Annotated in this window: 21 protein-coding genes; 15 read left to right on the top strand and 6 right to left on the bottom strand. The window is 37.3% G+C overall.

What is annotated here, in order from left to right; all coding sequences use genetic code 11:
- The first annotated feature begins 3 nt into the window (after positions 1–3).
- On the top strand, positions 4–888 hold the full coding sequence (locus tag JOE23_RS12755; RefSeq protein ID WP_204438913.1) for a LysR family transcriptional regulator: 885 nt from the start codon (positions 4–6) through the stop codon (positions 886–888).
- Between the two features lie 235 nt (positions 889–1123).
- On the opposite strand, the gene JOE23_RS12750 is transcribed toward JOE23_RS12755, so the two are convergent.
- The 3 genes from JOE23_RS12750 to JOE23_RS12740 form a co-directional block, all read right to left on the bottom strand.
- The gene (locus tag JOE23_RS12750; protein WP_204438912.1) at positions 1124–3040 is read right to left on the bottom strand and encodes an FAD-dependent oxidoreductase; all 1917 of its coding nucleotides are present in this window, start codon (positions 3038–3040) and stop codon (positions 1124–1126) included.
- Between the two features lie 205 nt (positions 3041–3245).
- Complete coding sequence (locus JOE23_RS12745) at positions 3246–4028, bottom strand: MerR family transcriptional regulator (RefSeq protein ID WP_204438911.1); 783 nt, start codon at positions 4026–4028, stop codon at positions 3246–3248.
- A 498-nt stretch (positions 4029–4526) separates the two neighbouring features.
- Positions 4527–4868 carry a hypothetical protein gene (locus tag JOE23_RS12740; RefSeq protein ID WP_204438910.1) on the bottom strand — a complete coding sequence of 114 codons (342 nt, stop codon included), beginning with the start codon at positions 4866–4868 and terminating at the stop codon, positions 4527–4529.
- A 415-nt stretch (positions 4869–5283) separates the two neighbouring features.
- Between JOE23_RS12740 and JOE23_RS12735 the strand changes: the two genes are divergently transcribed.
- From JOE23_RS12735 to JOE23_RS12710, 6 genes are all read left to right on the top strand, one after another.
- Entirely contained in the window at positions 5284–6207 is a 924-nt protein-coding gene (locus JOE23_RS12735) for an AEC family transporter (protein WP_204438909.1), read from the top strand.
- 67 nt (positions 6208–6274) lie between these two features.
- Positions 6275–7468, top strand: coding sequence for a class I SAM-dependent rRNA methyltransferase (locus JOE23_RS12730; RefSeq protein WP_204438907.1), 1194 nt, complete (start codon positions 6275–6277; stop codon positions 7466–7468).
- A gap of 182 nt (positions 7469–7650) precedes the next feature.
- The gene (locus JOE23_RS12725) at positions 7651–8526 is read left to right on the top strand and encodes an Rpn family recombination-promoting nuclease/putative transposase (RefSeq protein WP_204438905.1); all 876 of its coding nucleotides are present in this window, start codon (positions 7651–7653) and stop codon (positions 8524–8526) included.
- 465 nt (positions 8527–8991) lie between these two features.
- Complete coding sequence (locus tag JOE23_RS12720) at positions 8992–9600, top strand: acetate uptake transporter (protein ID WP_204438903.1); 609 nt, start codon at positions 8992–8994, stop codon at positions 9598–9600.
- Positions 9601–10029: 429 nt separating this feature from the next.
- Positions 10030–10644, top strand: coding sequence for a TetR/AcrR family transcriptional regulator (locus tag JOE23_RS12715; RefSeq protein WP_204438901.1), 615 nt, complete (start codon positions 10030–10032; stop codon positions 10642–10644).
- Positions 10645–10696: 52 nt separating this feature from the next.
- Positions 10697–13072, top strand: a complete 2376-nt coding sequence (locus tag JOE23_RS12710) for an ABC transporter ATP-binding protein/permease (protein ID WP_204438899.1) — start codon at positions 10697–10699, stop codon at positions 13070–13072.
- A 367-nt stretch (positions 13073–13439) separates the two neighbouring features.
- Here the strand turns inward: JOE23_RS12710 and JOE23_RS12705 are convergent, their stop codons facing one another.
- The gene (locus JOE23_RS12705; protein WP_204438897.1) at positions 13440–14204 is read right to left on the bottom strand and encodes a helix-turn-helix domain-containing protein; all 765 of its coding nucleotides are present in this window, start codon (positions 14202–14204) and stop codon (positions 13440–13442) included.
- A 146-nt stretch (positions 14205–14350) separates the two neighbouring features.
- Here JOE23_RS12705 and JOE23_RS12700 point away from each other — a divergent pair, with 146 nt between their 5' ends.
- The 5 genes from JOE23_RS12700 to splB all read left to right on the top strand — a co-directional run bounded on the left by JOE23_RS12700 (position 14351) and on the right by splB (position 18838).
- Positions 14351–15379 carry a Gfo/Idh/MocA family protein gene (locus JOE23_RS12700; RefSeq protein ID WP_204438895.1) on the top strand — a complete coding sequence of 343 codons (1029 nt, stop codon included), beginning with the start codon at positions 14351–14353 and terminating at the stop codon, positions 15377–15379.
- Between the two features lie 87 nt (positions 15380–15466).
- Positions 15467–16495, top strand: coding sequence for a Gfo/Idh/MocA family protein (locus tag JOE23_RS12695; RefSeq protein ID WP_204438893.1), 1029 nt, complete (start codon positions 15467–15469; stop codon positions 16493–16495).
- 12 nt (positions 16496–16507) lie between these two features.
- Complete coding sequence (locus tag JOE23_RS12690; RefSeq protein ID WP_204438891.1) at positions 16508–17476, top strand: sugar phosphate isomerase/epimerase family protein; 969 nt, start codon at positions 16508–16510, stop codon at positions 17474–17476.
- Positions 17477–17562: 86 nt separating this feature from the next.
- Positions 17563–17817: a transcriptional regulator SplA domain-containing protein gene (locus JOE23_RS12685; RefSeq protein WP_204438889.1), complete on the top strand. Its 255-nt coding sequence runs from the start codon at positions 17563–17565 to the stop codon at positions 17815–17817.
- On the top strand, positions 17810–18838 hold the full coding sequence (gene splB, locus JOE23_RS12680; protein WP_204438887.1) for a spore photoproduct lyase: 1029 nt from the start codon (positions 17810–17812) through the stop codon (positions 18836–18838). Before JOE23_RS12685 ends, splB begins: the two co-directional genes overlap by 8 nt.
- Positions 18839–18887: 49 nt before the next feature.
- On the opposite strand, the gene JOE23_RS12675 is transcribed toward splB, so the two are convergent.
- On the bottom strand, positions 18888–20123 hold the full coding sequence (locus JOE23_RS12675) for an aspartate aminotransferase family protein (RefSeq protein WP_204439015.1): 1236 nt from the start codon (positions 20121–20123) through the stop codon (positions 18888–18890).
- A 966-nt stretch (positions 20124–21089) separates the two neighbouring features.
- Here JOE23_RS12675 and JOE23_RS12670 point away from each other — a divergent pair.
- Genes JOE23_RS12670 through JOE23_RS12660 form a run of 3 tightly spaced genes read left to right on the top strand, consistent with a single transcriptional unit; the run spans position 21090 to position 24663 of the window.
- Entirely contained in the window at positions 21090–22553 is a 1464-nt protein-coding gene (locus tag JOE23_RS12670) for an ABC transporter permease (protein WP_204438885.1), read from the top strand.
- Between the two features lie 15 nt (positions 22554–22568).
- Entirely contained in the window at positions 22569–23240 is a 672-nt protein-coding gene (locus JOE23_RS12665) for an ABC transporter ATP-binding protein (RefSeq protein ID WP_204438884.1), read from the top strand.
- Entirely contained in the window at positions 23233–24663 is a 1431-nt protein-coding gene (locus JOE23_RS12660) for a PASTA domain-containing protein (RefSeq protein ID WP_204438883.1), read from the top strand. The genes JOE23_RS12665 and JOE23_RS12660 overlap by 8 nt, the downstream gene beginning before the upstream one ends.
- A gap of 288 nt (positions 24664–24951) precedes the next feature.
- On the opposite strand, the gene JOE23_RS12655 is transcribed toward JOE23_RS12660, so the two are convergent.
- Positions 24952–26910 (bottom strand): U32 family peptidase, encoded by a 1959-nt coding sequence (locus JOE23_RS12655; RefSeq protein WP_204438882.1) that lies wholly within the window; start codon positions 26908–26910, stop codon positions 24952–24954.
- Positions 26911–26995 lie beyond the last annotated feature (85 nt).

Raw genomic sequence — 26995 nt, 5'->3', positions numbered from 1 at the left:
GACATGGATATTGCGGAGTTAAAGTGTTTTTTAAAGGTATGTCAAACTAAAAATTTAACAAGGGCTGCAAAGGAACTTTTTATTACACAACAGGCCCTGAGTAGAACAATTAATAATATAGAAAAGCAATTAGGAATTCTATTATTTTATCGGAATTCCCGCGGGGTAACACTAACAGAATTTGGTGAGTATTTTTACGAAAAAGCAGAGAACATAATAGAACAGTTTGATGCGTTTCAAATGGATATATATGCTAAAATGGCAGGTGACAAAAGCAAACTAAAAATTGGGTTCTCTCCTGGAACATTAAGAATATTAGGAATTGAAGATATTATAAATTTAGCGAGAGATTACATGGGAATCAATCTCGACATTTTTGAATATGTTGATAAAGTGTGCGAATCAAATGTTTTAGAAGGGACACTTGATATGGCTATTACCGTTAACCCAAGTAATGAAGCGGATTTTTCTTATTTTCCCTTAATGAAACATCAACTCGTCGCAGTGGTTAATAAAGCGAATCCTATCTCTAAAAAAGAGAGTCTAACGTTTACCGATTTGAAAAATGAACAGCTTATTTTAATCGATGACACATTTCGTATGCCACAAGTTGTACATAAGCATTTTCAAGCGGAGGGCGTTACACCAAGGGTATACAGTAAACTTAGTCATGATTTAAATCTAGCCTACGACTTTGTTTCCTTAAATAAAGGGGTATTTATTTTTATTGGTAGCCTAACAGATATAAAACAATATAATACAATCGTCAGTATTCCTATTGATGTAGAAACTGCAGTATGGGAAGTTGGCTTTGTCGTGAGAAAAGATATGAAAGTAGATCAAACAATCATATCATTTATGCATTTGATTCAAACTTCATATCGATAAGTGCCCGACCGGCGTTTGTCGAACAGTAACATACCACAAAAAAAGTGCCAGTGTCTTCCCGAATAGGGGTGGCACTGGCATTTCTTTTGTTTTAGTTATTTATCACAACTAACGGACGCTCATGTCCGGATTCACTCAACTAACTATCAGTGGGCGGGTAAAATCGTAGACTAAAACCGCCACGTCTGCATGACCTAGATCCTGTAGTCCTCTGCGCACTAATTGAAGCTGCGTTTTATTCATTTGTTGCTAGCGCATCAGTTGCTGCATGTTCGCCACCTAATCGTCCAGATGTAAACGCATAGCCAACACCAACCCCATTACCAACGTAGGTATCATTGAACATGACACCTTCAGACTCTAAACCTACAGCATATAAACCTTTGATAGGAATTCGGCTGTCGTCTAGAACTTGGAAATTTTTATTGATTACTAGTCCGCCGACAGAACCTAAATTATTGACTTCAGCAGTAATCGCATAGTAAGGGCCTTCATCATATGAAAGCAAATAATCTTCAGATTTACCAAATTCGGTGTCTACCCCTGTTTCGGTTGCTTCTTCGTAAAGCGTGAATGTATCAGTAAATAGTTCAACATCCATTCCCGCATTTTCTGCTAACGCTTCGATGGTGTCCCCTTTAAATCCATCCCCATTTTCGACCATTTTATCAAAAACTTCTTGTGCGTCAGTCCAAGGGGTTTCCAATGTGAATTGATCAGCAAAATCAGCATAGAACTCTGGAGGCATCCCCGGAAGTACTGGTGCTTGTACCCCATTCATTCCATCGGCTGTTAATTTTTCAATTTGTGTCTTGGACAAAATAACATAATGATAAGCACCTTGGAAAGCACTTGTATTGGCAGCTGCCACTGCAGTTAATGTCGCTTCCTCATCTCTAAATCTTGCGCCAGATGGTCCAACATTCATAAAGTTTGGCAAATAAGTTAGCATTAATGGGTAGCTTGCTTGAAAAGGTTCATAATCTGCTTTTAAATCATGTGTTGCTTTTGCTAGTGTTTGATGGAGCATTTGTCCACCTAAATTAATCGGCACCTTAGCTCCAACATCCCAAGCCATGTGTAACCCTTCTCCAACGTTTTGACTTAAACCACCATTTGGACCCTCAAATTCAAAGTGTTCTTTAACCATTTCAGGATTTCCTGCGTATCCTCCTGTAGCCATCACGACACTATTGGCCTTAATTTCTAGTGTTGTCCCATCTTTTTTTTCAGCTATCACACCAACAACATTTCCATCTTGATCTGTAATGAGTTCCTTAGCTGTTGTCTCAGTTATAATTTGCCCATCATTTTTTTCAACGGAGTTAGCCAGCATGGCTCTTAACAATCCTTCACGTTCTTCATATGGAGGTAAGACATGAAGGGGTTCATTATTATAATTAAGGAAGCTTGTCTCATAGCCTTTTTCCTTTAACCAATCATAGGTTTCACCAGATTTGGTTACATATTCTCTAATGACAGAAGCATCTACTCGCCAATGATTATTTTCTATCCAATCAGAAATTTCTTTTTCAACATCAATTTCCACATCATTTTCTAGTGAGATAGAAGAATTATAGAATTTTCCTGCCCAAGAATAGTTACTTGCGCCACCAATAACGCCTGTTTTTTCAATTAAAATGACTTTAGCACCTTGATCTGCAGCAGAGATAGCTGCTGAGGTTCCAGAAGTCCCCGCGCCGATAACTGCTACGTCAGCCTCTAACGTTTCCGTTTCTTTCTCTGACTGATCATTTTTTAATGCTAATACATTACCATTCGCTTGAGTAACTGCGTCTTCCACAGCTTTCAATATCGCATCACTGGCAACTGTTGCTCCGGTCACGGTATCGACATCAAGTGATTGTTCTTCTACGACTAAACTTGCGATTGTTTCCATAGCGTCGTCGCCTAAACCTTCCGTTTCGGAATGCTCAACGATAGTTACGTTCTCTATTTTATCGGCAGAAAAAGTAACTTCCACTGTAATAGGACCGTTATTTCCATCTATTTCAGCTGTATAAGTGCCAGGCTCAAATGAAATTTTTTCCTCATCATTTGTTGTCTCTCTGTCTGAACACCCGGTTATGACCATCATGATAAAGCATAGGAATAGGATAAGTACGTGTTTTAGTGCTCTTCTTTTCTTCATAAAAAATCTCCATTCTAATTTGTCTGTTGAATTGCTGTAATGACTTTACCTCATTGATCATGTGATATAATTCACAAGTATTTAGATACGTATCTGATTAATAAGTGAAATGAATAGAGGTCATTTGTCCTTTAGAGATAAAAAGTAGCTACCTTTTTCTACTCCATCCTAAACCATCAAGCTATTGTATGGTCAATATGTTTTTTTAAATGAGTGGGTGCCAAATTTCAAAATAATATTGGTCTCCAATTTTTATGATACCCATCGATAATATTTCATTACTCGTTTGCAACCCGTGTTCTTTCTCATGTTGAAGAAGCTTATTAATCCACGTTTCATCAATGTATTGATCAAAAGCTAGGTTACTTGTCATTACAGTGTGAACGGCTTTACAAGACGGGAATTCTTTAATATATCCATTATGATCCAAGTTAGCTTTTTCGGCATCTTTAGATGAGATACAAAATCCAGGTATACTCGTAATTTCATCTTTATTTAACACATAACGCGCGGATATTCTTGTGCTCGGCATCTGTTTTGACCAGCTGTACTCTGTATTTTTGTATAAAATATCTTTTTTGTTTTCATGGTTATATGACAACCATAAAGTTGAAGGCTTTGTTTTAATTTGATATTTTCCAAGTTGATGATCTAATTGCTGTAGCATGTGTTTTTGTTGGTGAATGATGTCAATTTGTTGTTTTAACGCCTCTATTTCTGTCTTAAGTTTTTTTTCTTTGCTATTCAATTCGTTCAACATCGCCTTTTTTTCTTGGGTGTTAATCAGGGCAATGATTTCATCCAGAGAAAAGTTAAGCGAGCGATAGGATCGTACGACTCTCAGTGTGTTAACTGCTTCTTCATCATAAAAACGATAATTATTATGAGGATTTCTATTAGACTTTATAATATGTAGCCTTTCATAATGCCTAATCGCTTCTTTACTCAATCCAAACAATTCAGCAATCTCTCCAATTCTATACGCCATGTTTTTCCCTCCTTTTTTGTAAATAGCTGTTTGATGCATGTAAACAAATGAAAAATATGACCTTTTCGTAAAATGAATCTAGCACAGCCCATCTAGCTTACCAAACGCAAACCAATAACTGAAAGCGATGTCATATTCATTATTGAATCACATTCAAGGTAATAATGGAAGTCGATAGATAGCTTTTTCGGTGTAGGAATAATTGATCATAAATCAAGCTTGGTAATTGATGCAGAGAAATTTTCAGGTAGACTGGCATCACCTGATTTTACCACAAATAACCGTCCGTAAACCGCCCGCTAGTGTACTGATTCACTCAACTAACAAACAATTGGTGGGTGAGATCGTAGACTAAAACCGCCACATCCTATGGCAACGTCTGCATGACCTACGTGATGTAGCCCTCCGTCCACGGCTTGAACGTTTATTTTATAATAATAGATGATCTTCTCATGATGAGAAGATCGAAGCCTTATTTGTTATGGGGAGTAATTCTTTTTAATCTGAATCAAGTCTTGCGTAAACAAGTATTTGATACACCGTTGCAATGACATCTATTAATACAAACAAAAACAGTATTTTTAATAAAAAGTTTAATGTTTGTTCATCAACAAGTAAACTAACCATCGCTAATAAAAGGTGAGTGAGGCCAATGAGCGTGAAGTTACGTCCGAAAATCTGACTAACCTTTATTTTGTCATGTTTTTTAGGGTTGAAAAAATTAATTATGTCGCCTGCTTTGAAATAATAAACCACGCAACCGAAGCTAATAAAAAACAATCCCACTAACGTTAATAAAATAAAGATCTCGATCATATTCACATCCTTTCGATAACTCATAACCCTTCCATTATAATCCATGAAGCAAATGAAAGCTACGTCTTCTTTTCATGTTAAACGGTTAAAACTCTGGATTTAACACCTTAAAGGTAGTAGCTACAAATTGATTGAATGTTTAATATAGCTACCGTTTTCTTAACACCGATTGCTGTTGATCAAAACAATATTGAGGAAACGATTATCGCAGATGGATTTCATCGGTCAGAAGAGATTTTACAAGAGTAAGTGTACAAGTAACCATGACAGCTCCCTGTAAATCCGCTATACTAGAAGTAGTAAGTGCTATGTTTGACAGCATCAGACATAGTGCTTTTTCTATGGTTTAATGTTTGATTAGCTTTCCTTATTTTTAATAACTTAACGAAGCGAAAAATAGTGAAAAGACGACTAAAAAAGCAAATATAGGGGGAATAGTATGGCGGAATTATTACTTATTTTAAGTGAAATTATTGGGCCAATCTTTGTGATGATGCTCATTGGTTATGTGTTACAAATCAAATTTAAACTGGATTTGCCAACATTGGCTAAAATCAATATATACTTTCTGGCGCCAGGCTTTATTTTTAATGCTTTATACCATGCAGAATGGTCTGGTGAAGTGTTCGGCGGTGTCGTTTTATTTTTTATCGTTTTTGTCATCCTCCTTTTTATCGTTGCGCGTTTATTCGGTAGATGGTTAAAAATGAATAAAGATAAACAAACGATTTTCACCAATAGTGCGATGTTTTTTAATTCAGGAAATTATGGTGTCCCTGTTAATGACCTCGTCTTTCAAGGCGATCCTTATGCGATGTCGATTCAAGTTGTGGCGTTAACTTTTCAAAATATTTTTCTGTTTTCATATGGGATATTTTCTTTAAGAGCGGCTAAAAAAGGGGCGCTTCGGGCGATGCTTGGTTATTTTCGCATGCCTGTTCTCTATGGTTTATTGGCTGGAATATGTTTAAACATATGGCAGGTAGAGTTACCCGAACTGATACTGATTCCGGCTAATTATATTGCTGATGCGATGATTGCAACAGCATTGATGACCTTGGGCGCGCAAGTCGCGATGATCAAATTTAGCTCAGGTATGTCTACGGTTTACTTTAGTTTAATCATTCGGCTGATTATTGGGCCATTGCTTGCATTAGCCATTATATATGTCGTGCAGCTCGATGGAATAACTGCTCAAGCTCTGTTTATTGCTTCAGCAATGCCCACTTCGGTTAATAGTGCGATTATTGCACAAGAATATAGTGATCACTCTGACTTTGCTGCTCAGATTGTTTTATTTTCTACCTTAGCCAGTGCGGTAACCGTCACATTTGTGGTTTATCTGGCACGTATTTTATTTTAAACGTATATAACCAATTGTTGATCTTAGGGTATCACTTAGAATAAAGAAAAAGATAGGATGGTAAACAATGACACAAGTAAAAATAAAAAACAAATTCGCCAATAAATTTCGTAATGGCTATCCCCATCTATTTAAAGAAGCTATTGTCGATATTGATCAATTACAAGAAGAAGGTACGATTATTGACCTTGTTGATCAACACGATCAATTTCTTGGTCGAGGTTATTATGGACGCGAAAACAAAGGTTATGGCTGGCTATTAACCAATGATAAAGATGAAAAAATTAATCAGTCGTTTATCATTCAAAAAATAAGTGCTGCTCTAGCAAGGCGATCTAACTTTTTTTCAAGTCAAGTGACAACAGCTTTTCGTGTGTTTAATGGAGAAGGTGACGGAATTGGTGGTTTAACGATTGATTATTATGCTGACTATTTCTTAATGACTTTTTATAGTGATGGCATCTACCAATTTAAAGAAATGGTCGTAAATGCCATACAACAACTGACCGTATGTAAAGCGATTTATGAGAAAAAACGTTTTGATGCAGGTGGAAAGTATATTGATGATGATGATTTTGTGACCGGAGAGCGTGCAAATTTTCCGATTATTATTAAAGAAAACGGCATTCATTTCGCTGTTGATTTAAACGATGGACCCATGACAGGGCTTTTTCTGGATCAACGGGAAGTGAGGCAAAGAATACTTGAACAGTATGCAGCAGGGAAGACGGTATTAAATACCTTTTCTTATACGGGTGCTTTTTCTGTTTATGCAACAATGGGGGGCGCTGAGAAAACGGTTAGTGTTGATCTAGCGAATCGGAGCTTACCGAAAACAATTGAGCAGTTTCAAGTGAATGACTTGGACTATACTAAACATGAAATTCGCACAATGGACGTCTTTAATTATTTTAACTATGCTGTTAAAAATCAACTAACATTTGATTTGGTGATACTTGATCCACCAAGCTTTGCCCGTTCTAAAAAAAGAACCTTTAGTGTCGCAAAGGATTACGTCAGTTTGCTTAAAGATGCGATTGCGATTACTAAAGAGCAAGGTGTGATCGTTGCATCGACAAACTTTAGTGGGTTTAATATCGAAAAATTTAAAGAAAAGATTGCAAAAGCTTTTCGTGAAACTGACGAACAGTATCAATTTGTTGAAACGTTTCAATTGCCTGAAGATTTTCGATATCATCCGCAATTTAAAGAATCTAACTATTTGAAAGTTGTTTTTATTAAGAAACTAACGAATGGTTAATGGAATAGGTTTAAAGACACGGTTAAATGTAATCATTTAAAAGACTTCGAAATCGAAGTCTTTTTTTGAATAGTTATTAAAAAAAAGGAGCTTTCTCACTAATAATCGCTTCAAACATTTAAAAGGAACATTTTTACAAAAAACAACGTGTATGGTATGTTCACAAAAAGGAGGTTAGAGCTATGAATAACTTACTGGATAGGGATGTACCGATCCATGTGCTTTTTGAACAATTGTTTTGTCAAGAGCAACCGATGCAGCATCAATTATTGATTTCATTTATTAATGCGGCATTAGAAGAAGGATGGTCAGATGGTGTGGAGGAGATAGTCTATACACAACAAGAGCAACAAAATGGTGTGTTAAAGGATTACCAAATTTGCTTAACCGTTAAAGCGCGTACTTTACAGAAAAAACATCTTGATCTGAAGATACAGGTACGTCATCAAGATTTTTATGATAAACAATCACTATATGAGTGGGGACCACCCTATCTTAACCCATTATCACTAGAGAAAAATGACCCTTTCATTAGACAGAGCTTTATTATTAATATTTTAAATTTTAATTTACTCCAAGAATCATCAGCTTATCACAATCTCTATCAAGTCACCCACCAGCATGAGTCTGATCAATACATACCAAATATCAACATCCATTATTTTGAATTACCTAAACTGTTAAGTTCAACCCCTAAGAAGATGATTGAAAAATGGTTGTTACTTTTCAAGTATCTTGGTAAAAAACAGAAACCATCATTCTGGTTGCCATTAATAAAAGAAGACCGACTCTTTAAATATGCCTCGGATACAATCGAATCATTCATGTTAGAGCCACTAAGCGCCGATCATCGCTGTTGGTATGTAAAGAAAGCGAAACAAGAACAAGCCTTATTAATACAAGGTATTGAAAGTGGACAAAGATTAGAGAAAGAGCGGTTAGCGTTAAAAATGATAAAAACAGGTTATCAATATCAACGTATTATCGATGTAACCGGCCTTACTGAACAAGCCCTTGACGAACTTGCTCTAAAACAATATTCAAAAATAATTAGGTAAGCGGTTAATCAATGGGTCTGTTTGAATAGGGCGCGTTGTTAGGTTCGGTTCTATTACGAATAGACATTGACATCGTTTAAGCTTTCCGATAGATTATTCTGGTGTGCTTTTTTATCACAGATAACCGTCCGCCACAAAATGGAGGGTAGCGGTCAATTTATTTAGGTGACTGCTAATGTCCTGATTCACTAAACTAACCATCCATGGGAGAAAGAACGAAATTTCTCACGGATTGAAGTTTCGTTTTATGCAGATATGATGGCTAAGTTATCGGCAAAGGTCAGATTACGAAAAGTGTGGAAGTGAACATGTTTCAGTCCAAATGCAAGTTTTTCTAACATGTGAGTCTTAGTAAAGACATTCATGTGAAATGATGTAGTAAGAGAGAAAAATAAATTAAAGTCCAGCGTTAAATAAATAAGGCCTTGGACGAAGACAAGTTATTAAAATGGGAGATAATTAGGGATGCATAATCAAAAAGAGATAAAGATTACAACAGCTGATCCATCAGCATTAGGATTGTTTGGGTTAGCAATGGTTACATTAGTAGCCTCATCAGAAAAATTAGGTTTAACAGAAGGTGTCTCTAATGTTTTGCCATGGGCTTTCTTTTTAGGTGGCTTGGCACAGTTATTTGCAGCTACGCAAGATGCTAAGCATAATAATACTTTTGGTACAACTGCCTTTGGTGCTTTTGGATTGTTCTGGTTTGGGGTAGGGATGACGTGGCTTATTGAAATGGGAGCACTTGGTGAAACACTTGCTATAACTGCTGATGCTCAGCAGTTAGGTGTTGCTTTTATCGGTTACTTGATTTTTACAATATTTATGACAATAGGGGCAATGGAAACACATAAAGTCCTTTTTTTCATTTTTGTTTTTATTGATCTTCTATTTATTGGTTTAGCCTTAAGCTCATTTGGCATTATGTATGATGTCACACATATGCTTGCTGCTGTGGCGGAATTGATCATTGCTTTATTATCGTTTTATGGAAGTGCAGCAGCCGTATTAAATACACACTTTGGTAAAACGGTATTACCTGTTGGTAAGCCATTTGGGATTTTTAAATAGCTAATATGTTAATAGGTTGAAATCAAGATTTTTTAGTTGGTGAATCTTTAGTGATTCACATTGAGAAATGGAATAGAAACTAAAATACCAAATTGAGATAGAAATAGCAGATGAAAAGAAGATTGATTAGCTTGAGTCTGTTTCGTTTAAAAATTTAATAGATCAAATAAAACCCTTGGAAAACTAATAAATGAAAAAAGAGGAAAGATAGACCCACATTACTTAGAGAAACAAGCGCAATCTTCATTTTATGATGAAGGTTACGCTTGTTTCTCTATTTTTTTATTTTGATGATTAGGAAGTAGAACCACTGTTTCTACTTTTTTCGTCAGACGCATTCTTTTTACTTGACATGTGACACTGTGTCATATATTCTTGTGTTATGCAATGTGACACTGTGTCATGTTGACTAGAAAGGAGAATAGAAGTATGCCGAAACAAACCTTTTTTAATTTAGATGAGCAGAAACAAGCCAAATTGATTGATGCATTAAAAAAAGAATTTTCACGTGTACCTGTGCATGATGCATCAATTGCAAATATTGTAAAAACGGCACAAATACCGAGAGGAAGTTTTTATCAATATTTTGTCGATAAAGAAGATGCCTTTTTGTTTCTGTTAGAATCTTACGGAGAACAGAATAAAGAGCGCTTTCTGATCAGCCTTGAACAGACAAAGGGTGATCTATTTGCTTCATTTACAGATATGTTTGAAGGGGTCATGCGTGAAATTTCTAATGAAGAGCAACATCAGTTTTTTCGTAATGTGTTTCTTAATATGAACCATAAGATGGAGCAGGCGTTCACGCATAATAAGAAAAAAGATGATTTCGAGAAAATTTTTGAAGATTTTGAGAAACGGTTATTGGACAGTCATTTAGCGATTTCTACTAAAGAAGAATTACGACATGTTATAAAAATCTTGTTAGTGGTGACCTTCCATAATGTAATTGAAGTTTTTGCAGAACAAGTGCCAATTGAACAAGCTTATGAAAATTATCAGCAACAACTAAAGTTGCTGAAAAATGGCTTGATTAAAAGCTAACAAAGGACAATAAATAGACTGATTATTAACAACAAGTGAAGGGACAGATTTTGTGGGAAAACTAAAATTAGTTAATATTGATAAATCATATCAAATAGGAAATAGTTACTTGAATGTACTAAAGCAAATTTCACTTGAATTCAGAGAAAGTGAATTCGTTTCGATACTTGGACCTTCAGGTTCTGGGAAAACAACGCTTTTAAATATTATTGGTGGATTAGACCAGTACGATTTAGGTGACCTTGTTATTAATGGAAATTCGACAAAGCATTTTAAAAATCGCGATTGGGACGCCTATCGTAATCGATCAATTGGCTTTGTATTTCAAAACTATAATTTAATTACTCACCAATCTGTTTTGCAAAATGTTGAGATTGCGATGACTTTATCGGGTGTTTCCACTTCAGAACGCAAAGAACGTGCCCAAAAAGCACTTGAAGAAGTGGGCTTAAAAGAGCATATTAATAAGCGACCGAATCAACTATCGGGTGGACAGATGCAACGTGTGGCTATCGCACGCGCGCTAGTTAATAATCCCGATATTATTTTAGCTGATGAGCCAACAGGTGCATTAGATTCAAAGACAAGCACACAAGTGATGGAGATTCTAAAAGATGTTGCAAAAACGCGATTGGTGATTATGGTTACCCATAATGAAGAAATTGCTGAAGCATACAGCACAAGGATCATTCGATTTCTAGATGGGAAAATCCAATCAGATAGTCATCCACTAACAGGTGATGAAGATGAACAGCATAAAGAGGCACCGAAGGCCAAAAAACGGAATAAAACGTCGATGTCTTTATTTACTGCCTTATCGCTCTCTTTTAAAAATTTGTTAACGAAAAAAGGACGGACTATTTTAACTGCTTTTGCTGGAAGTATCGGTATTATCGGCGTTGCACTCGTCCTAGCGCTATCAAATGGTTTATCTAATCAGCTTGATGTGATGCAAGGTGACACATTGGCTAATTTCCCGATTATGATCGATACAAATGAACAGTTAGTTGACTTTGAACAGATGGGTCCACCGAATCAAGAGGATAACGATGATTATGAAGAATATCCCGAAGATACAACTATATATCGCTATGATAATGCAGACAGTCTATCAGCCCATGCGAACCTGTTAACAGATGATTTTCTTGATTATGTGGAACAAATGGAAGCGGAAATACCTGAAGCAATTGATAACATTTCTTATACACGTGGTGTTGAAGTTAATTTATTAGCACAGGCAAATGATCAAGTGGTTAAGTTTGAAACGATATCACAGGCGATGACGGCGGCTATGCCTGATATGAACGGTGATGGTGGTGTGTATTGGCAGGAGATGCCGACGGATCAAGACTTTATTTTAGACATGTATGATTTAATTGGTGAGAACAGTCGGTTGCCAGAGGCTAGTGATGAGGTTGCGCTTGTTATCGATAGCTATAATCGAATAAGCGCTGAATTCTTTGATAACCTTGGTCTTGATGAAAATGAAGAAAGCTATGACGTAACAGATTTTATTGGTGAATCAATACTGAAGATTGTTCCTAATGATCAGTATTATTCAGAAGATGAGAATGGTTTTTTTGCACCGGCTAACCCAACCAGTTATGAAGCGTTATTTGAAGAAGAGACTGGGAAAAATCTTGTTATTACTGGTGTTTTAAGAGTGAAAGAAGATGCAGCAACAAGTTATTTCTCAGAAGGGTTTATTTATCCAGAAGCATTAACAGATTATATTGTTGCAGATGCACAAAGCTCTGAGATTGCCCAAGCACAAGAGGATGCAGATATTGATTTGTTGACAAATACCCCTTTTCAGAATGACGATGCAAAAGACCAAGCACTGATACGTCTAGGTGCGATTACAACACCAACGGGTATTGATATCTATCCAACCCATTTTGAGGGCAAGGATGAGATAAAAGCCTATTTAGACGATTATAATGTAGATTTAGATGAGGAAGATCAAATTGTCTATATTGATTTAGCAGAGATGCTTGGAGACATTATGACAGATATGATTAATACGGTAACTTATGTCCTTGTTGGTTTTGCTGCTATTTCATTAGTGGTTTCAACCATCATGATTGGCATTATTACTTATGTATCAGTTATTGAGCGGACAAAAGAAATCGGGATACTACGAAGTGTCGGCGCGCGTAAAAAAGATATTTCCCGTGTATTTAATGCCGAGACATTGATCGTCGGTTTTGTGGCAGGTTCCTTAGGGGTTACAATCTCATACCTACTGATCCTTCCGATTAATAATTTGATCGAACAATTAACGGATATAGCGGATGTGGCAAGTTTAAATATTGTAGCAGCTGTAGTTCTTGTTGTTGGTAGTATGATCCTCACATTGATTGCAGGTGTGATTCCAGCACGTATGGGAGCCAAGAAAGATCCTGTTGAAGCTTTGAGAACAGAATAAGATTTCATTCACATGAGGGAGAGCAATTGTTATTTTGCTCTCCTTCTTTATCACAGATACGGTCCGTAAAACACCCACCTCAAAATAGCGAGTAGAGCAAATCGACTGAGGTGGATGATCACGGTCGCTAATGTCCTGATTCACTCGGGTCAACAGGATGTTGGTCACACAAGCGTTTTCGCAGGACGCGAAGACGTTAGCTTGTGTTCCACAGTGGGTGGGAAAGATCGACCGCCACGTCCTTGAAAAGGATTACAGACTAAGACCGCCACGTCCTGTGGCAACGTCTGCATGACCTACATCCTGTAGGCCCACGTCTGCATGACCTACATCCTGTAGCCCTCCGCCCCCTGATTGAAGTTTCGTTTTATTTCGTTCTCCTATATCTTCCTGGCGCTTCACCATAAGCCTTTTTAAAGACCCGATGAAAGTAAGGGTAATTACCAAAACCACAATTCTCCGCAATATGCTCCAACGTCATATTGGTATAGTTCATTTGATTAATTGCTGCAGCTAAACGGATTTTTTGAGCATAGCCAATCATGGTTTGATTCGTATGTTCTTTAAATAAGTGGACAGCACGGGAAACACTTAATTCAACATCATCGGCAACATCTTGAATCGTGAAATGACCTAGCGCATGTTCTTCGATATAGCGCATCATTCGTGTGACAACGAAAGGTCGATTTAAAGCGGTTTGTGCAACCATTTCTTGCTGGATCATTAGGCAAATACTTTTAAAGAAATGCTCGATTAATTCTTGGTTCTGTTCAGCTGAAGGCCGCCTTAATTCAATAGAAAGAAAGCGCCACAGTGTGGTCATTTGATCGATATTACTAATTTTCACATGAAAAGGTTGAGTTAAATGCTTCCACCAGTGATTAAGCCAATCACCCTTCCCGAATAAATGAAAATCGCCACTTGGTATGCCTGATTGAATGGTTAAACGATAGAGATGATGGGCAGGTACAATGATGATATCGCCTTGGTCAATAGGGTAGGTCTCGGTATCAATCGTTACTTCAGCGTGTCCTTCTGTTTGTAGGCGAATTAAAAAGGAATCAAATCCTTCCTTTCTCGTCTCATCATAACCGTGTGTGTGAAAAGAATAACCACAATGTCCAATCTTCATCTAATTACCTCTTTTAGCAAAATAGGATATGTTTTTATCATATCATCTATATCAAAATAATCAATATGCCGTTAATATAATGGTGTAATCTCATTTGATTAAGTAAATTGAATAGTTGGAAGCGCTTAATGAAGGAGTGAATTGACATGAGAAAGTTTAAAGTAGGAATTATAGGCTGTGGTAATATTTTTCCAATGCATGCGGCCTCAATTGTTGAAAGGGACGATGCTGAGCTTGTTGCTGTCTGCGATATAAAAAAGGATCGTGCTGAAGCAAAAGCAACTCAATATCATTGCAATGCTTATGTTTCTATTGATGCAATGTTTGAAAAGGAACAGCTTGATGTGATTCATATTTGTTTACCACACCATTTACATGCGGAGGTGGCCATAGAGGCAGCCCGACGCGGAGTAAATATTTTAACAGAAAAGCCCATGGCCATTCGTTACCAAGACGCAGAGGCAATGGTAAACACGGCAAAGCAAGAAGCGGTTACCTTAGGTGTCATTTTTCAGAATCGCTATAATCCAGGCTCTCAATTAATTAAAACAATGCTTAAAAGTGGAGAATTAGGGCGGATTCAGGCAGGCAAGCTCTCGGTTACATGGGATCGTTCAGATGCTTATTATCAACAAAGTGACTGGAAAGGGACATGGGATAAAGAAGGTGGGGGAGTCATTATTGATCAAGCGATCCACACGATGGATTTGATGCGTTGGTTTATTGACAGTGACTTGAAATATATTGATGCATCGATCAGTAATCGAGCCCATGAATCAATTGAAGTAGAAGACGCTGCTGAAGGCGTTATTGCTTATCAAAATGGGGTAGTTACTGCTTTTCATGCGATTAACTATTACAGCTATGATGCACCTGTTGAAATTGAGCTAGCATGTGAAAACGGATTAGCTAAGCTGATCGCAGATAAGGCGACAGTAACATTGAATGATGGGCGGACATTTATTGCTGACCATAATCCGCTTGAATCATTCACTTATGATTCTGGTGTGAAAGGGTATTGGGGGGTGAGTCATGTGAAGCAAATTAATAACTTCTACGATGCCCTGCAAGGAAATGCCAAGTTAGATATTTCGGGAGAAGAAGCACTTGTCACACAAAGAATGATTAATGGTATTTATCAATCTGGAAAAGAAAAAAGGCGTATTACATTTTAATGCCATGTAACAATGAGTATCGTTATGAAAGAAAAGGTCAAACGTTGTAGAGATTTACGCAAAGGTAATAATGAGAGGAGCGTTTTAATGGAAAAACTACGTGTAGCAGTTATTGGTTGTGGAAGTATTGCTAAGCATCGTCATTTTATTGAGTATCATTTAAATCCAGATGTTAACATTGTCGCTGTGTGTGATAAGGTGAAGGCACGTGCGAAGGAAGCGGCACAACAATATCAAGCACAAGCCTTTACTGATTATGAAGTATTATTAGCTCAATCGGATATCGACCTTGTTAGTGTTTGTTTACCTAATTATTTACATGCTCCTGTATCAATAGCTGCCCTTCAAGCTGGTTGTCATGTACTTTGTGAAAAACCGATGGCAACCTCTTATCAGGAAGCACAAGCTATGATTGAAGTAGCTGAAAAAAACAATAAAAAGCTAATGATCGCACATAACCAACGATTTGTAGCCTCACATCAACAAGCGAAGGCATTAATAGAAGCTGGCGAATTAGGGAAGATTTATAGCTTTAAAACCGCCTTTGGCCATGGTGGACCAGAAGGTTGGAGTGTTGATGGCAAGGATAGTTGGTTTTTTGACAAGGAGCAAGCTTTTATTGGGGCAATGGGTGATTTAGGTGTCCATAAAGCTGATCTGATGCGTTATATTTTAGGTGAAGAAATTACAGAAGTATCTGCATTGGTGGAAACAAACGCTAAAGCAGGGGCAACAGTTGACGATAATGCTGTCTGTTTATTAAAGAGTCAATCAGGTGTCATTGGGACACTGACAGCAAGTTGGGCATACAACACAAGTGAAGATAACTCAACCACTATCTATGGTGAAAAAGCGACATTGCGTATTGAAGACGATCCTAAATATAGTATGATCATTAACTATACAGATGGACGCACAGTAAAATATCAATTAGGAAAAATCCAGTCTAACGACGCAGGTGGTCAAACCACTTCCCAGGTGATTGATCATTTTGTTGAAGCTATAAAAAATAATCGTGAGCCGATGATTACCGGTGAGGAAGGCCTACGCTCATTAAATGTTATTTTAGCAGCACTAGAATCAAGTGAAACCGGTCGATTAATAACGATTAAATAGGAGGAATCACAGATGAAATTAGGTGTGTTTACCGTGCTTTTTGCGGATCAACCATTTGAAGAGATGCTCGACTATGTAAAAGCAGCAGGGATTGAAGCTGTTGAAATTGGGACAGGTGGCTATCCCGGTGACGCCCATGCTAAATTAGATTTACTACTCAAAAGTGAAGCGGAACGGGAGCGATACTTAGCAAAAGTTAAAGAGCGCGACTTAACGATTAGTGCCTTTAGCTGTCATGGTAATCCCATTTCACCGGATACGACATTTGCACAAAAATCAGATGAGGAGTTAGTGAAAACCATTGAATTAGCAGGATTAATGGGGGTGCCGGTTGTTAACGCGTTTTCTGGAACCGCTGGAGATAGTGAGCAAGCCACATACCCGAATTGGCCAGTTACACCTTGGCCAAATGAATATAGTGAGCTATTAAAGTGGCAATGGCAAGAAAAATTAATTCCCTATTGGAAAAAGATAGCCACATTTGCCGAAAAACATAATGTGAAAATAGGCTTAGAATTACATGCTGGTTTCCTTGTTCATACGCCACACACGATGTTGAAATTGCGCGAAGCAACAGGATTGGCGATTGGTGCCAATTTGGATCCAAGCCATTTGTGGTGGCAAGGGATTGATCCGGTGGCAGCAATCAAAATTTTAGGGGAGGCAGGTGCGATCCATCATTTTCATGCCAAAGATACGGCTATAGATCAAGATAATGTAAACATGTATGGTTTAACAGATATGCAACCATATGGTAACGTAAAAACGCGAGCTTGGAGTTTTCGCTCGGTTGGTTATGGGCATAGTCTCCAAGTCTGGAGTGATATCATGAGTGCGCTTCGAACCTACGGTTATGATGATGTGGTTAGCATTGAGCATGAAGATCCGATCATGTCAATTGATGAAGGCTTTAAGAAAGCCATCCAAAATTTGAAGGCGGTAAATATTTCAGAGCAACCAGCTAACATGTGGTGGGTGTAGCTATAGAAATGTGTTGTCATTAAATAACACTGATAATTTAGCTTGGTTAAGGAAAACTACCCTTAAAAAAAGGGATGGTGCTAATCATGCTAGATCAGGACTATAAAATAGGTGATCACGTCTATGTTATGTTACGAAACCCTCATGTTCAAGGTGCTGTTAATGTTCAAGAGGCGCAAGTCGTCTCAAAACCCGATGCGCCCAATGAATTAGCGATTTTCTTAAATGAAGAGTATTTTCCTCTGCGAGATGATCTGGCGGTGTTCAAAGATTACTTTGAAGCCGAAATCGCCTATCGCGATGCATTTGGTCACGTAGAGAATGAGGGATATCATGGTTAAAGCATTTGTTCCTCAACTCGCTTATTTTGAGCCTAAAGCTCTTGAGTATCCGTTGGGAAAAGCACTATACGATAAGTTCTCTAAAATGGATATAGAGATAAGGGAAACAACGTCACATAATCAAGTGCGTAACTTACCCGGAGATAATGATTTCCAAAAGTATCGTCATGCGAAGTCCACGCTCGTTGTTGGGTTACGTAAAACATTGAAATTTGACACTTCCAAACCATCAGCAGAGTACGCGATTCCATTTGCGACAGGGTGTATGGGACACTGTCATTATTGTTACTTACAAACAACGATGGGTTCAAAGCCATATATTCGAACTTATGTGAATACGGAAGACATTTTTGAAGCGGCAGAGCACTATATGGAGGAGCGTCACCCAGAAGTGACCCGGTTCGAGGCGTCATGTACGTCAGATATTGTTGGTATTGATCATTTAACACACACATTAAAAGAAGCGATTGAATACTTTGGACAAAGTCAATATGGACTATTAAGGTTTGTAACTAAATTTGCCCATGTCGATCACTTATTGGATGCTAATCATCAGGGGAGAACGCGCTTTCGTTTTAGTATTAATGCTGACTTTGTAATTAAATATTTTGAACCCGGCACATCTCGATTAAATGAGCGAATTGAAGCGGCAAAAAAGGTGGCAGAAGCTGACTATCCATTAGGTTTTATAATCGCACCGATCTATCTTCATGAAGGATGGCGAGAAGGTTATCAAACGATGCTTGAAAACTTAGCTGATACCTTGCCTAGCAAGGCTAAAGCTGATTTAACATTTGAATTGATTCAGCATCGTTTTACTGCTCCAGCTAAGCGAGTGATTCAAAAGAATTACCCGATGACAAAGCTAGAGTTAGATGAATCCAAGCGAAAGACGAAATGGGGGCGCTATGGGATTTGGAAATATGTCTATACCGATGAAGAGCAAGAAGAAATGAAAGAGCTTTTTATGACTCAGATTCCTAAGTTATTCCCAAAAGCAACCATTGAATATTTCACCTAATTACAACGACCCCCGGAAAGCGCGTTTGCCTTTCCAGGGGCCGCCAAGTTTAGTCACAATAAAGTGTTTCCGATTTAGCTAATGTGTTTGTTAGCGCCTCTAGCATTTGATCGATATCTTGTTTCTCAATGACAAGTGGTGGTTGAAAGGCAAGAACATTTCGCTCCAAACCATTTTTACCAATTAAAAATCCTTTGTTTTTCATATCTTCAATAATTTGATCAGTAAGCTCAGCTCCTGTTAGCTTAGATGAAGGGGATTGGATTTCTACACCGATCATTAAACCGATGCCACGTATTTCTTTAATGAGTTTACTATGTAAACTTACTAATTTTTCTTTCAAATAATCCCCCAATGTTTCTGCACGCTTCACCAATTGATGGCTATTTAAATAATCTAATACATGTAGAGCTGTTGTAGCAGCAACGGGATTAGCACCGAATGTTGAAGCGGAAGGTTTATTAAATGACGCTGCAATCGTGTCGTTTGTAGAAAAAGTAGAGATAGGAATACCATTCCCTAACGCTTTAGCTGAAACAAGAATATCAGGGATGACTTGATAATGTTCAACGGCAAACATTTTCCCTGTTCTTCCATAACCGGTTTGGACTTCATCGACAATGAGTAAGATATTATGCTTGCTTAGGAGTTGCTTAACTTGTATTAAGTAGTCTTTAGGATACATAATGATGCCACCATTGCCTTGGATCGGTTCGAGAATAAGCGCAGCAATATGTTCACCACGTGCTTCTAAAATAACCTTTAGTTGTTGTAAAGACGTTTCCATAGCCTCTTTGGCTTCCGTTTCGGGGTGGTGAGGGCGATCAATAAAATAAATATCATCCTCAACTAACTGATCGTCTAACCGCCACATTGGAATACCTGTTACACTCATCGTTAAGTGTGTACGCCCGTGTAATCCACCTTTTAGTGCAATAAAACCCCGTTTTTGGGTGTGCAATCGCGCGAGTGCCATTGCCCCTTCATTTGCTTCCGAACCGGTTACACAAAAAAAGGTACGGTTTAAATTGCCGGGCAATACGTCTGCTAATTTTTCAGCTAGATCAACAATCGGTTGGGTTAAGTAAATTGTTGATGTATGTTGTAAATCCTCAAGTTGTTTGGTTGTTTTAGCGATCAGTTCAGGATTACTGTGCCCACAATTCATCACTGACACCCCTGCATAAAAGTCAACATAACGCTTATCATGTTGGTCAAATACGTATTGCATACTCCCCCTCACAATGTGTGGAGGGTCTTGATAAAAATGTGCGGTCGCAGGCATTAAATAGTTTTTCCTCTTTTTTATAATTTCTGTTGCATCAATTGATTTCACTTGAATGTCTCCTTCTTTATTATATTTAATCAAGTCCTTTTTCCCCTAAGAATAACTGCAAGCATGCCAGATGTTGAAGAAGGTGCTTAATACGGTAACATATTTGACTATATACTATCGCATTTTCCAACGTTTGAATGCTCCTTTTAAAGTAGGCAAGAGGGAATGACTATAACATTACTTCTCAAATTGGTTGTCTATAAATGCTAATTGGTTATGTGCAATTTCCAATTTTGTATAGTTTAATTTTATCAAAATTACCCTTTTTTTCAATTGATTTTCTTTATAAATGTTAAGTTTTCCTTCTAATATAAATAGTTGCGTCATATACAGTTTTTACTTAACACTTTCATTTTCTTGCCATATCGACGAAAACAACGCGGTAAAAGAAAGAGGCTTTTGATTAGAAGTGATGAGAAAAATTTTTCGTAATGTAAAACTTTCTCAAGCTAGAAAACGTCTAAGTATAGAAGGATGAAAATTCCATTCCAATGACATTTAACAGCGGGTATTTCTTATTATTCTAATTGTTTTATATTTTCATAGTAATGTTAGTAGTTTAAATTTTTCACAGCTAATCGTCCGTAAAAACCCCCTCAAAATAGAGAACAGAGGTCAATCGATTGAGGTGGGGGATGACGGACGCTCATGTTCGGATGCACTCAACGCACCTTCAATCCTGGCGAAGAATGAAAACGCCCACTGATTGAAGGTTTGGTTTATTTTATTACATATCTTAACATGGGATAAATTAATATTTTTATGGTAAAAAGTTGATGTTACTAGATTTATAATTATATAATATATGTAGTTTAAGGAAAAAATTAAGTAACATACCAAATTGGTAAGAAGGGAGTTTAGCAGTATCGAAACATTATTTTATCAATAATCTTTTATAATTTGAGGGGGTTTGAAATGAATTTCATTAAACGTGGACTATTAGGTATTACAAGAAAAAAAGGAAAGTCACTGATTTTATTGGCCGTTATTTTCATCTTAGGAAACCTTATATCAGGGGCGATTTCGATTCAACAAGCAACCGATAATGTTGAATCAACCATTAAAGAAAGATTGGGAACGGCAGCAATGCTTGAGCTTGATTATGAAGCAATAGAAGCGATGAATGAATCAGAAATGATGGAGTTAGAGATTTCGAATATAGATATTGATCTGATTAAACAAATTGGTGGGCTTTCATATGTAAAATATTATGACTATAGCATGTCTACCGCTTTGGGCTCAGAAAGTATCGAAAGTTACCAAGGAGAGGAGATGGAAGAAGAGAACATTATTTGGGATGGCCCTAGTATGGAGTTTACGCTCAAGGGGATTAACTATGCACCTGTTATTGATTTTGAAGAGCAAAAAGGAAAACTTGTTGACGGCCGTGTTTTTACAACAGATGAAGTAGAAAATGGTTCTGCAGTTGCGATTATTTCAAATAAGTTAGCAGAAAAAAATAATCTCAATGTCGGAGACACCTTGACGTTAGATAATGCGGTTTATGATTACTCAGAAACTGGAGAAGAGGAGTTAATTGCTTCTCGTGATGTTGTCTTAGAAATAATTGGTTTATTTGAACCTCAATCAGCTAAAGAAGATAAAGGGGAATCGTCAGATGGTGGTATGATGGACTTTATGGACATCGACTATCAAAATACCGTGTATGTACCTAATGAAGTGGTTTCAAGTGAACAAAGGTATTATTGGGAAGAATATGTAAAATTTGATGAAGATTATGCTGACATGCTGGTGGATGATGATGATTTAGAGTATTACACCCCGATCTTTTTCTTAAACAACCAAGAAGATACTGAAGCATTTAAGGAAGAAGTCATGCCATTGTTGCCAGAGTTATATTTGGTGGTGAATGCTAGCGATCAATATGAAAGTATTGCAGCACCAATTGAATCGATGTCTAAGATATCCGGTTATGTTCTCCTTGTCGCTGTAATTGCAACGGTACTGATCACTGGTTTAGTTGTCTTGCTGTTTTTGCGTGATCGTAAACGGGAATTAGGTATTTATTTATCGTTAGGGGAACGTCGGAGTCGTGTTGTGGGGCAAATTTTAATTGAAGTCATGATTATTGGGCTGATCGGTATTAGCTTATCCTTGTTCAGTGGTAACTTTTTGGCTCAAGGCGTATCTGAGACAATGCTCGAGGCTGATCACGATCAATTTGAAGAAGATACAATATATTTTAATGAATTCGAAACAGATTTAACCACAGACGATGTACTGGAGTCTTATCAAGTTAAACTTGATGCAAATTATATCATTATGTTCTATGTGGTTGGTCTCTTAACCATTCTTGTATCAACTGTCATACCATTAACTTATATTGTACGATTAAATCCCAAAAAAATAATGATGTAATAGAGAGGTGAGAATATGATTTTAGAAGCGAAAGATTTAAATTACTATTATCAAGATGGAGAAAATCGTCGTTATATCTTAAAAAATACATCTGCTTCGTTTGAGAAAGGGAAGTTTTATACGATTTTAGGACAGTCTGGCTCTGGAAAAACATCATTTTTGGCGTTACTTAGTGCTTTAGATTCGCCACACAGTGGAACGGTTTTGTTTAATGAACAAGATATTAAGCAAATAGGTTATGAAAAGTACCGTCGCAATAATGTGGGGATCATATTCCAAAGTTATAATTTGATACCGACGTTAACGGCAGTCGAAAATGTGTTGGTCCCTATGTCTATTACTGAAAACGAGTTGCCAGAAGATAAGAAGACAGTGGCATATAATTTATTAGATTACATCGGTATTGTAAAAAGTAAAGCGGACCGCTTTGTTAACAAATTGTCTGGTGGAGAACAACAACGTGTTGCCATTGCCCGGGCATTAGCAACAAATGTAGAATTAATTCTTGCTGACGAACCGACAGGAAATCTTGATGAAGAAATGGAACAAGAAATTATTGATATCTTTAAAAAGTTAGCTCATGAACATCAAAAGTGTGTCATCGTGGTCACCCACTCCAATGAAATTGCTTTACAATCTGATCAAACCTTCAGTCTCAAGAAAGGTGTATTGACGACTGATGAGTGATTTTTTATCAAAATTCAACAAAAAAAACTACGATGATTTAATAGATGAGCAAGAGGAAAAAAAAGATGATAAACCGGAAGAACCACAAAAACAAAAAACAGTAGAAACAGCATCTGCCCAAGAAAGTGAATCAGCTACTGCATCAACGTCTTCAAGGCTTAGTCGACGAGACGATGCAGTTGAGGAAGTTGAAATTGATCCGGGCTATCAAAAGAGAAGAAAACGTATGATCGGCTTAATTATTTTTGGATCTTTGTTCATTTTTACCTTGATGGCTTTTGTTTATTATCAAGCTGTTCATGCAGAAGTAGATGATTTTGTAGGCAATCCAGTTTCAGATGCTCGTGCTTGGGCAAAAGAAAATGACATAACCATTGAATTATCAGAAGAATACAGCATGGAGTATGAAGTCAATCAGATTACTTCACAAAGTGTAGTTGCAGGAGAAAAGTTGCGTAAAGGGAAAGAAATTCAGTTGGTGAGTAGCCTTGGGCCCGATCCAGAGGCTGTACTTCCACTGCCTGATTTTTCAGAAATGAATCAAATGGAAGCACAGAATTGGATTGAAGAGAACAAGGCGGAGAATCTTCAACTTGTGGAAGAATATAGCGATGATGTTGAAGAAGGTGAATTTTTGCAACTAACCTTCAGGGAAAGCGACATTGATGAAGAAGAGTACCAACGGAAAGACGGTGCGGCTGTATACTATTCAAAAGGGAAAGAAGTCTTTGAAAAGAACATCACTATACCTGACTTTACCGGAAAGCCGAAAAGTGAAGTGGAACAATGGGCAGAAACAAATGAAATTGAAATGTCTTATAAAGAAAAAGATTCTAATAGTGTCGAAGCGGAGATGATTATTAGTCAAAGTGAGGAACCAGAAGAAAAAATCGCCAAAAGAGACAAAATGGAAGTTGTTGTTTCTTTAGGAAAAGCGACAGAGGTCCCGAACTTTGGAGAGATGACTATAGAGGAAGCGACAACAAATTATCCGGATTTGGCTGTGTTAGTGAAACAAAGGTTTCATGCAGATGTGCCATATGGAAGCCTTATTTCGCAATCGGTTGAAGCAGGTACAAAGTTAACAGAAAACGACAATAAAGAGATTACGGTTACTTATTCAGAAGGACGTCCATATTTAGGTGATTTTCGTGGTCAACTTGAAGGTGACTTGCCAAGGCTGTTTTACGACGAATATCAGTCTAAAGGTGCTGATATAAAGTATACGATTAAGTATGTCAATGCACCTGAGGTAAAAGGTACCGTTGTGGGGATGAGTAAATTTAATGAATTTGTGTCAATGACGTATACTGTTGAAATAAAAGTGAGTAATAATGCTTCAGCTGCACCTGATCCACAAGTCGACTTTGACAATGGAGATGATCAATTTGATGATGATTTGGTTATAGTAGATGATGATTAATATTAATAAAAGCATCACATTTTGAACAGCTATTCAATGTGACAAAAAGAAGTCATAAAAAGCGGAACGTACCACATAAAAACGCAGGTAAAATACATACGATGCCTGCCTTATCCCATATGAATAAATCATTTTGTCGGGGCGAGTAATTAAAGCCCCAGTACGAACTGAAAATCCCCTGTATGCAGTGTTGTTCTGCGTATAGGGGATTTTAAATTAAAGTCGTATTTTGCGTTTTTCAAGACGACTATGTTTTAATAACAATTTTCACCTCTAACTAATCATGTCTTAGCACTTGGATGGAACGGTCGGTTTACCATTTTGATATTGGTAAGTCAATGCACCTAAAGTGTATCCAGCAGTATCGGTATTTAACTGTTCAAACAAATCGCCTGCCATTTCTGGTTGAGCAATCGCCTGCTGATAAGTAGAAATAAGTGTTTCTAAACGGTCGAGCGTGTATGTTTGACCTTCAATTCTATACCGTTTGATTTGAGGTGCCTGTAAATGACGGAAAGCAGGTAGCAAACAAAATGTCTTCATTGTCAATAAGTGATTCTTACCAAACTGGTCACGATAAACCGGATTTTCTCCTTTATCCGTTTGTAATGTTAAAATATGATTTGCTACATAACGGTTATCTTGCTCCTCGATTGGATCAAGCACTTTCGTGTTGTCGTATAGATCAAGGTCTAAATACATGACTTTCAGTGGGCCATGTGCAATCAGTTCGATGGGTAACTGGCTTCGCGCAATAAATTGTCCAAGCTGGTCTGCTTTTGCTTCAATTGAAGTGGTCAGTTCATTGGTGCCAAGTGACTTATAAAATTGGCTTGCTTTTTGATTATAAATGTTAACGTTATAATCAGCGATTACATGAAAATCCCTGCCATATTTATAGATAGAACCTAAATTGGTAACGAGTAATCCATCAAATAAATGGCCATATAGATGTAGAAATTGATCGATTTGTTCAACTTGTGATTGATTGACCATTTGTGGAAAAGCGAAAAAAACTTCTGATGTCTGTTTGATTTGAATAAGCTCTTTAATCTGTTCAATTGTAAACGGCTGATCAGGAAAAAAGACATCGGCCGCTAAATAAATGCGGTCAACACCTAATGTGATGCAAAGCTGTGCTTGGTCAATGTTATTTACTTTAACCGCCAACCTTGGTAATTCGCTTTGTTTATTATTGCTATTAGGTATGGTTTCAGCTATTTTTTTAATATAATGCACTTGGAGTTCAGGCTCCTCAGTGGGTGTTGAAAACATTTTTCCAGTTGAATAAAATTTCCCTGTCCCCTCATAACGCGTATTAATAAATTGGAGACCTGGATTTCCAAAGGCATAAGCTGTTGTAAAGTCTCGCTTTCTATTGTTAAAAAGGTGCTCTGCTTGCTCTTTACGATCATATCCGATTGGATCTGAAATGTACCGATCAATGGCATCAGCATATGTATTAACAAGATCAACAATAAAATCTGTTTCACGCATCCGCCCTTCAATTTTAAAAGAAGTGACATTTGCTTCAATAAGCTCAGGGATATGTTCATACATGTACATATCTTTTGCTGCTAATGGATATTCAGTAGGATACAGATGACCGTCTTTTTTGACCCGATATGACCAACGGCAAGGCTTAAAACATCGTCCGCGATTTGAGCTATTTCCCCAAATAGTTGAGCTGAAATAACAGTTTGAACCATTCACGGTACACATATCCCCATGAACAAAATATTCGGTTTCAAGACCTGATTGACTTTGGATATATTTGGCGGTTTTCAAGTCCATTTCTCTTGATAAAACCACACGTGTTACACCCGATTCCTTTAATGCATGGACATAATCAAGGTTATGGACATTCATCATCACGGAGGAATGAATCGGCAAACTTAGCTGATGCTCTTTACAAAGTTCAACAATGCCAAGATCTTGAACGATAATACCATCCACTTCCGTTGATGCTAAAAAAGATAAATAATCAAGTGCCTCGTCAATTTCAAGGTCATGTAGGAGATTGTTTACCGTCACATAAACCTTTTTATCTACTGCATGTGCTTGTTTAATCGCTTGTTTAATTTCAGTGTTAGTAAAGTTAAACCCTTTTCTAATCATCCGCATATTCAGCGTTTTTCCACCTAAATAAATAGCATCACATCTCGTTTGAACAATATTTGAAAAAATTTCAAAGTTTCCAGCAGGTGCTAATAATTCAATTGTTTTACCATTAAAGATACGCGTCATCTCTTCAACTCCAATCCATGTGATAATTTTCACAATAAAAATTATATTAAGACGCTCCTTCATTTTATCACAAGATAATTAGCAC

Source organism: Amphibacillus cookii (genome assembly GCF_016908375.1).
Classification (GTDB): Bacteria; Bacillota; Bacilli; order Bacillales; family Amphibacillaceae; genus Amphibacillus_C; species Amphibacillus_C cookii.
The sequence above is the reverse complement of the archived record's forward strand: the minus strand, read 5'-3'. Positions and strand labels throughout refer to the sequence as shown.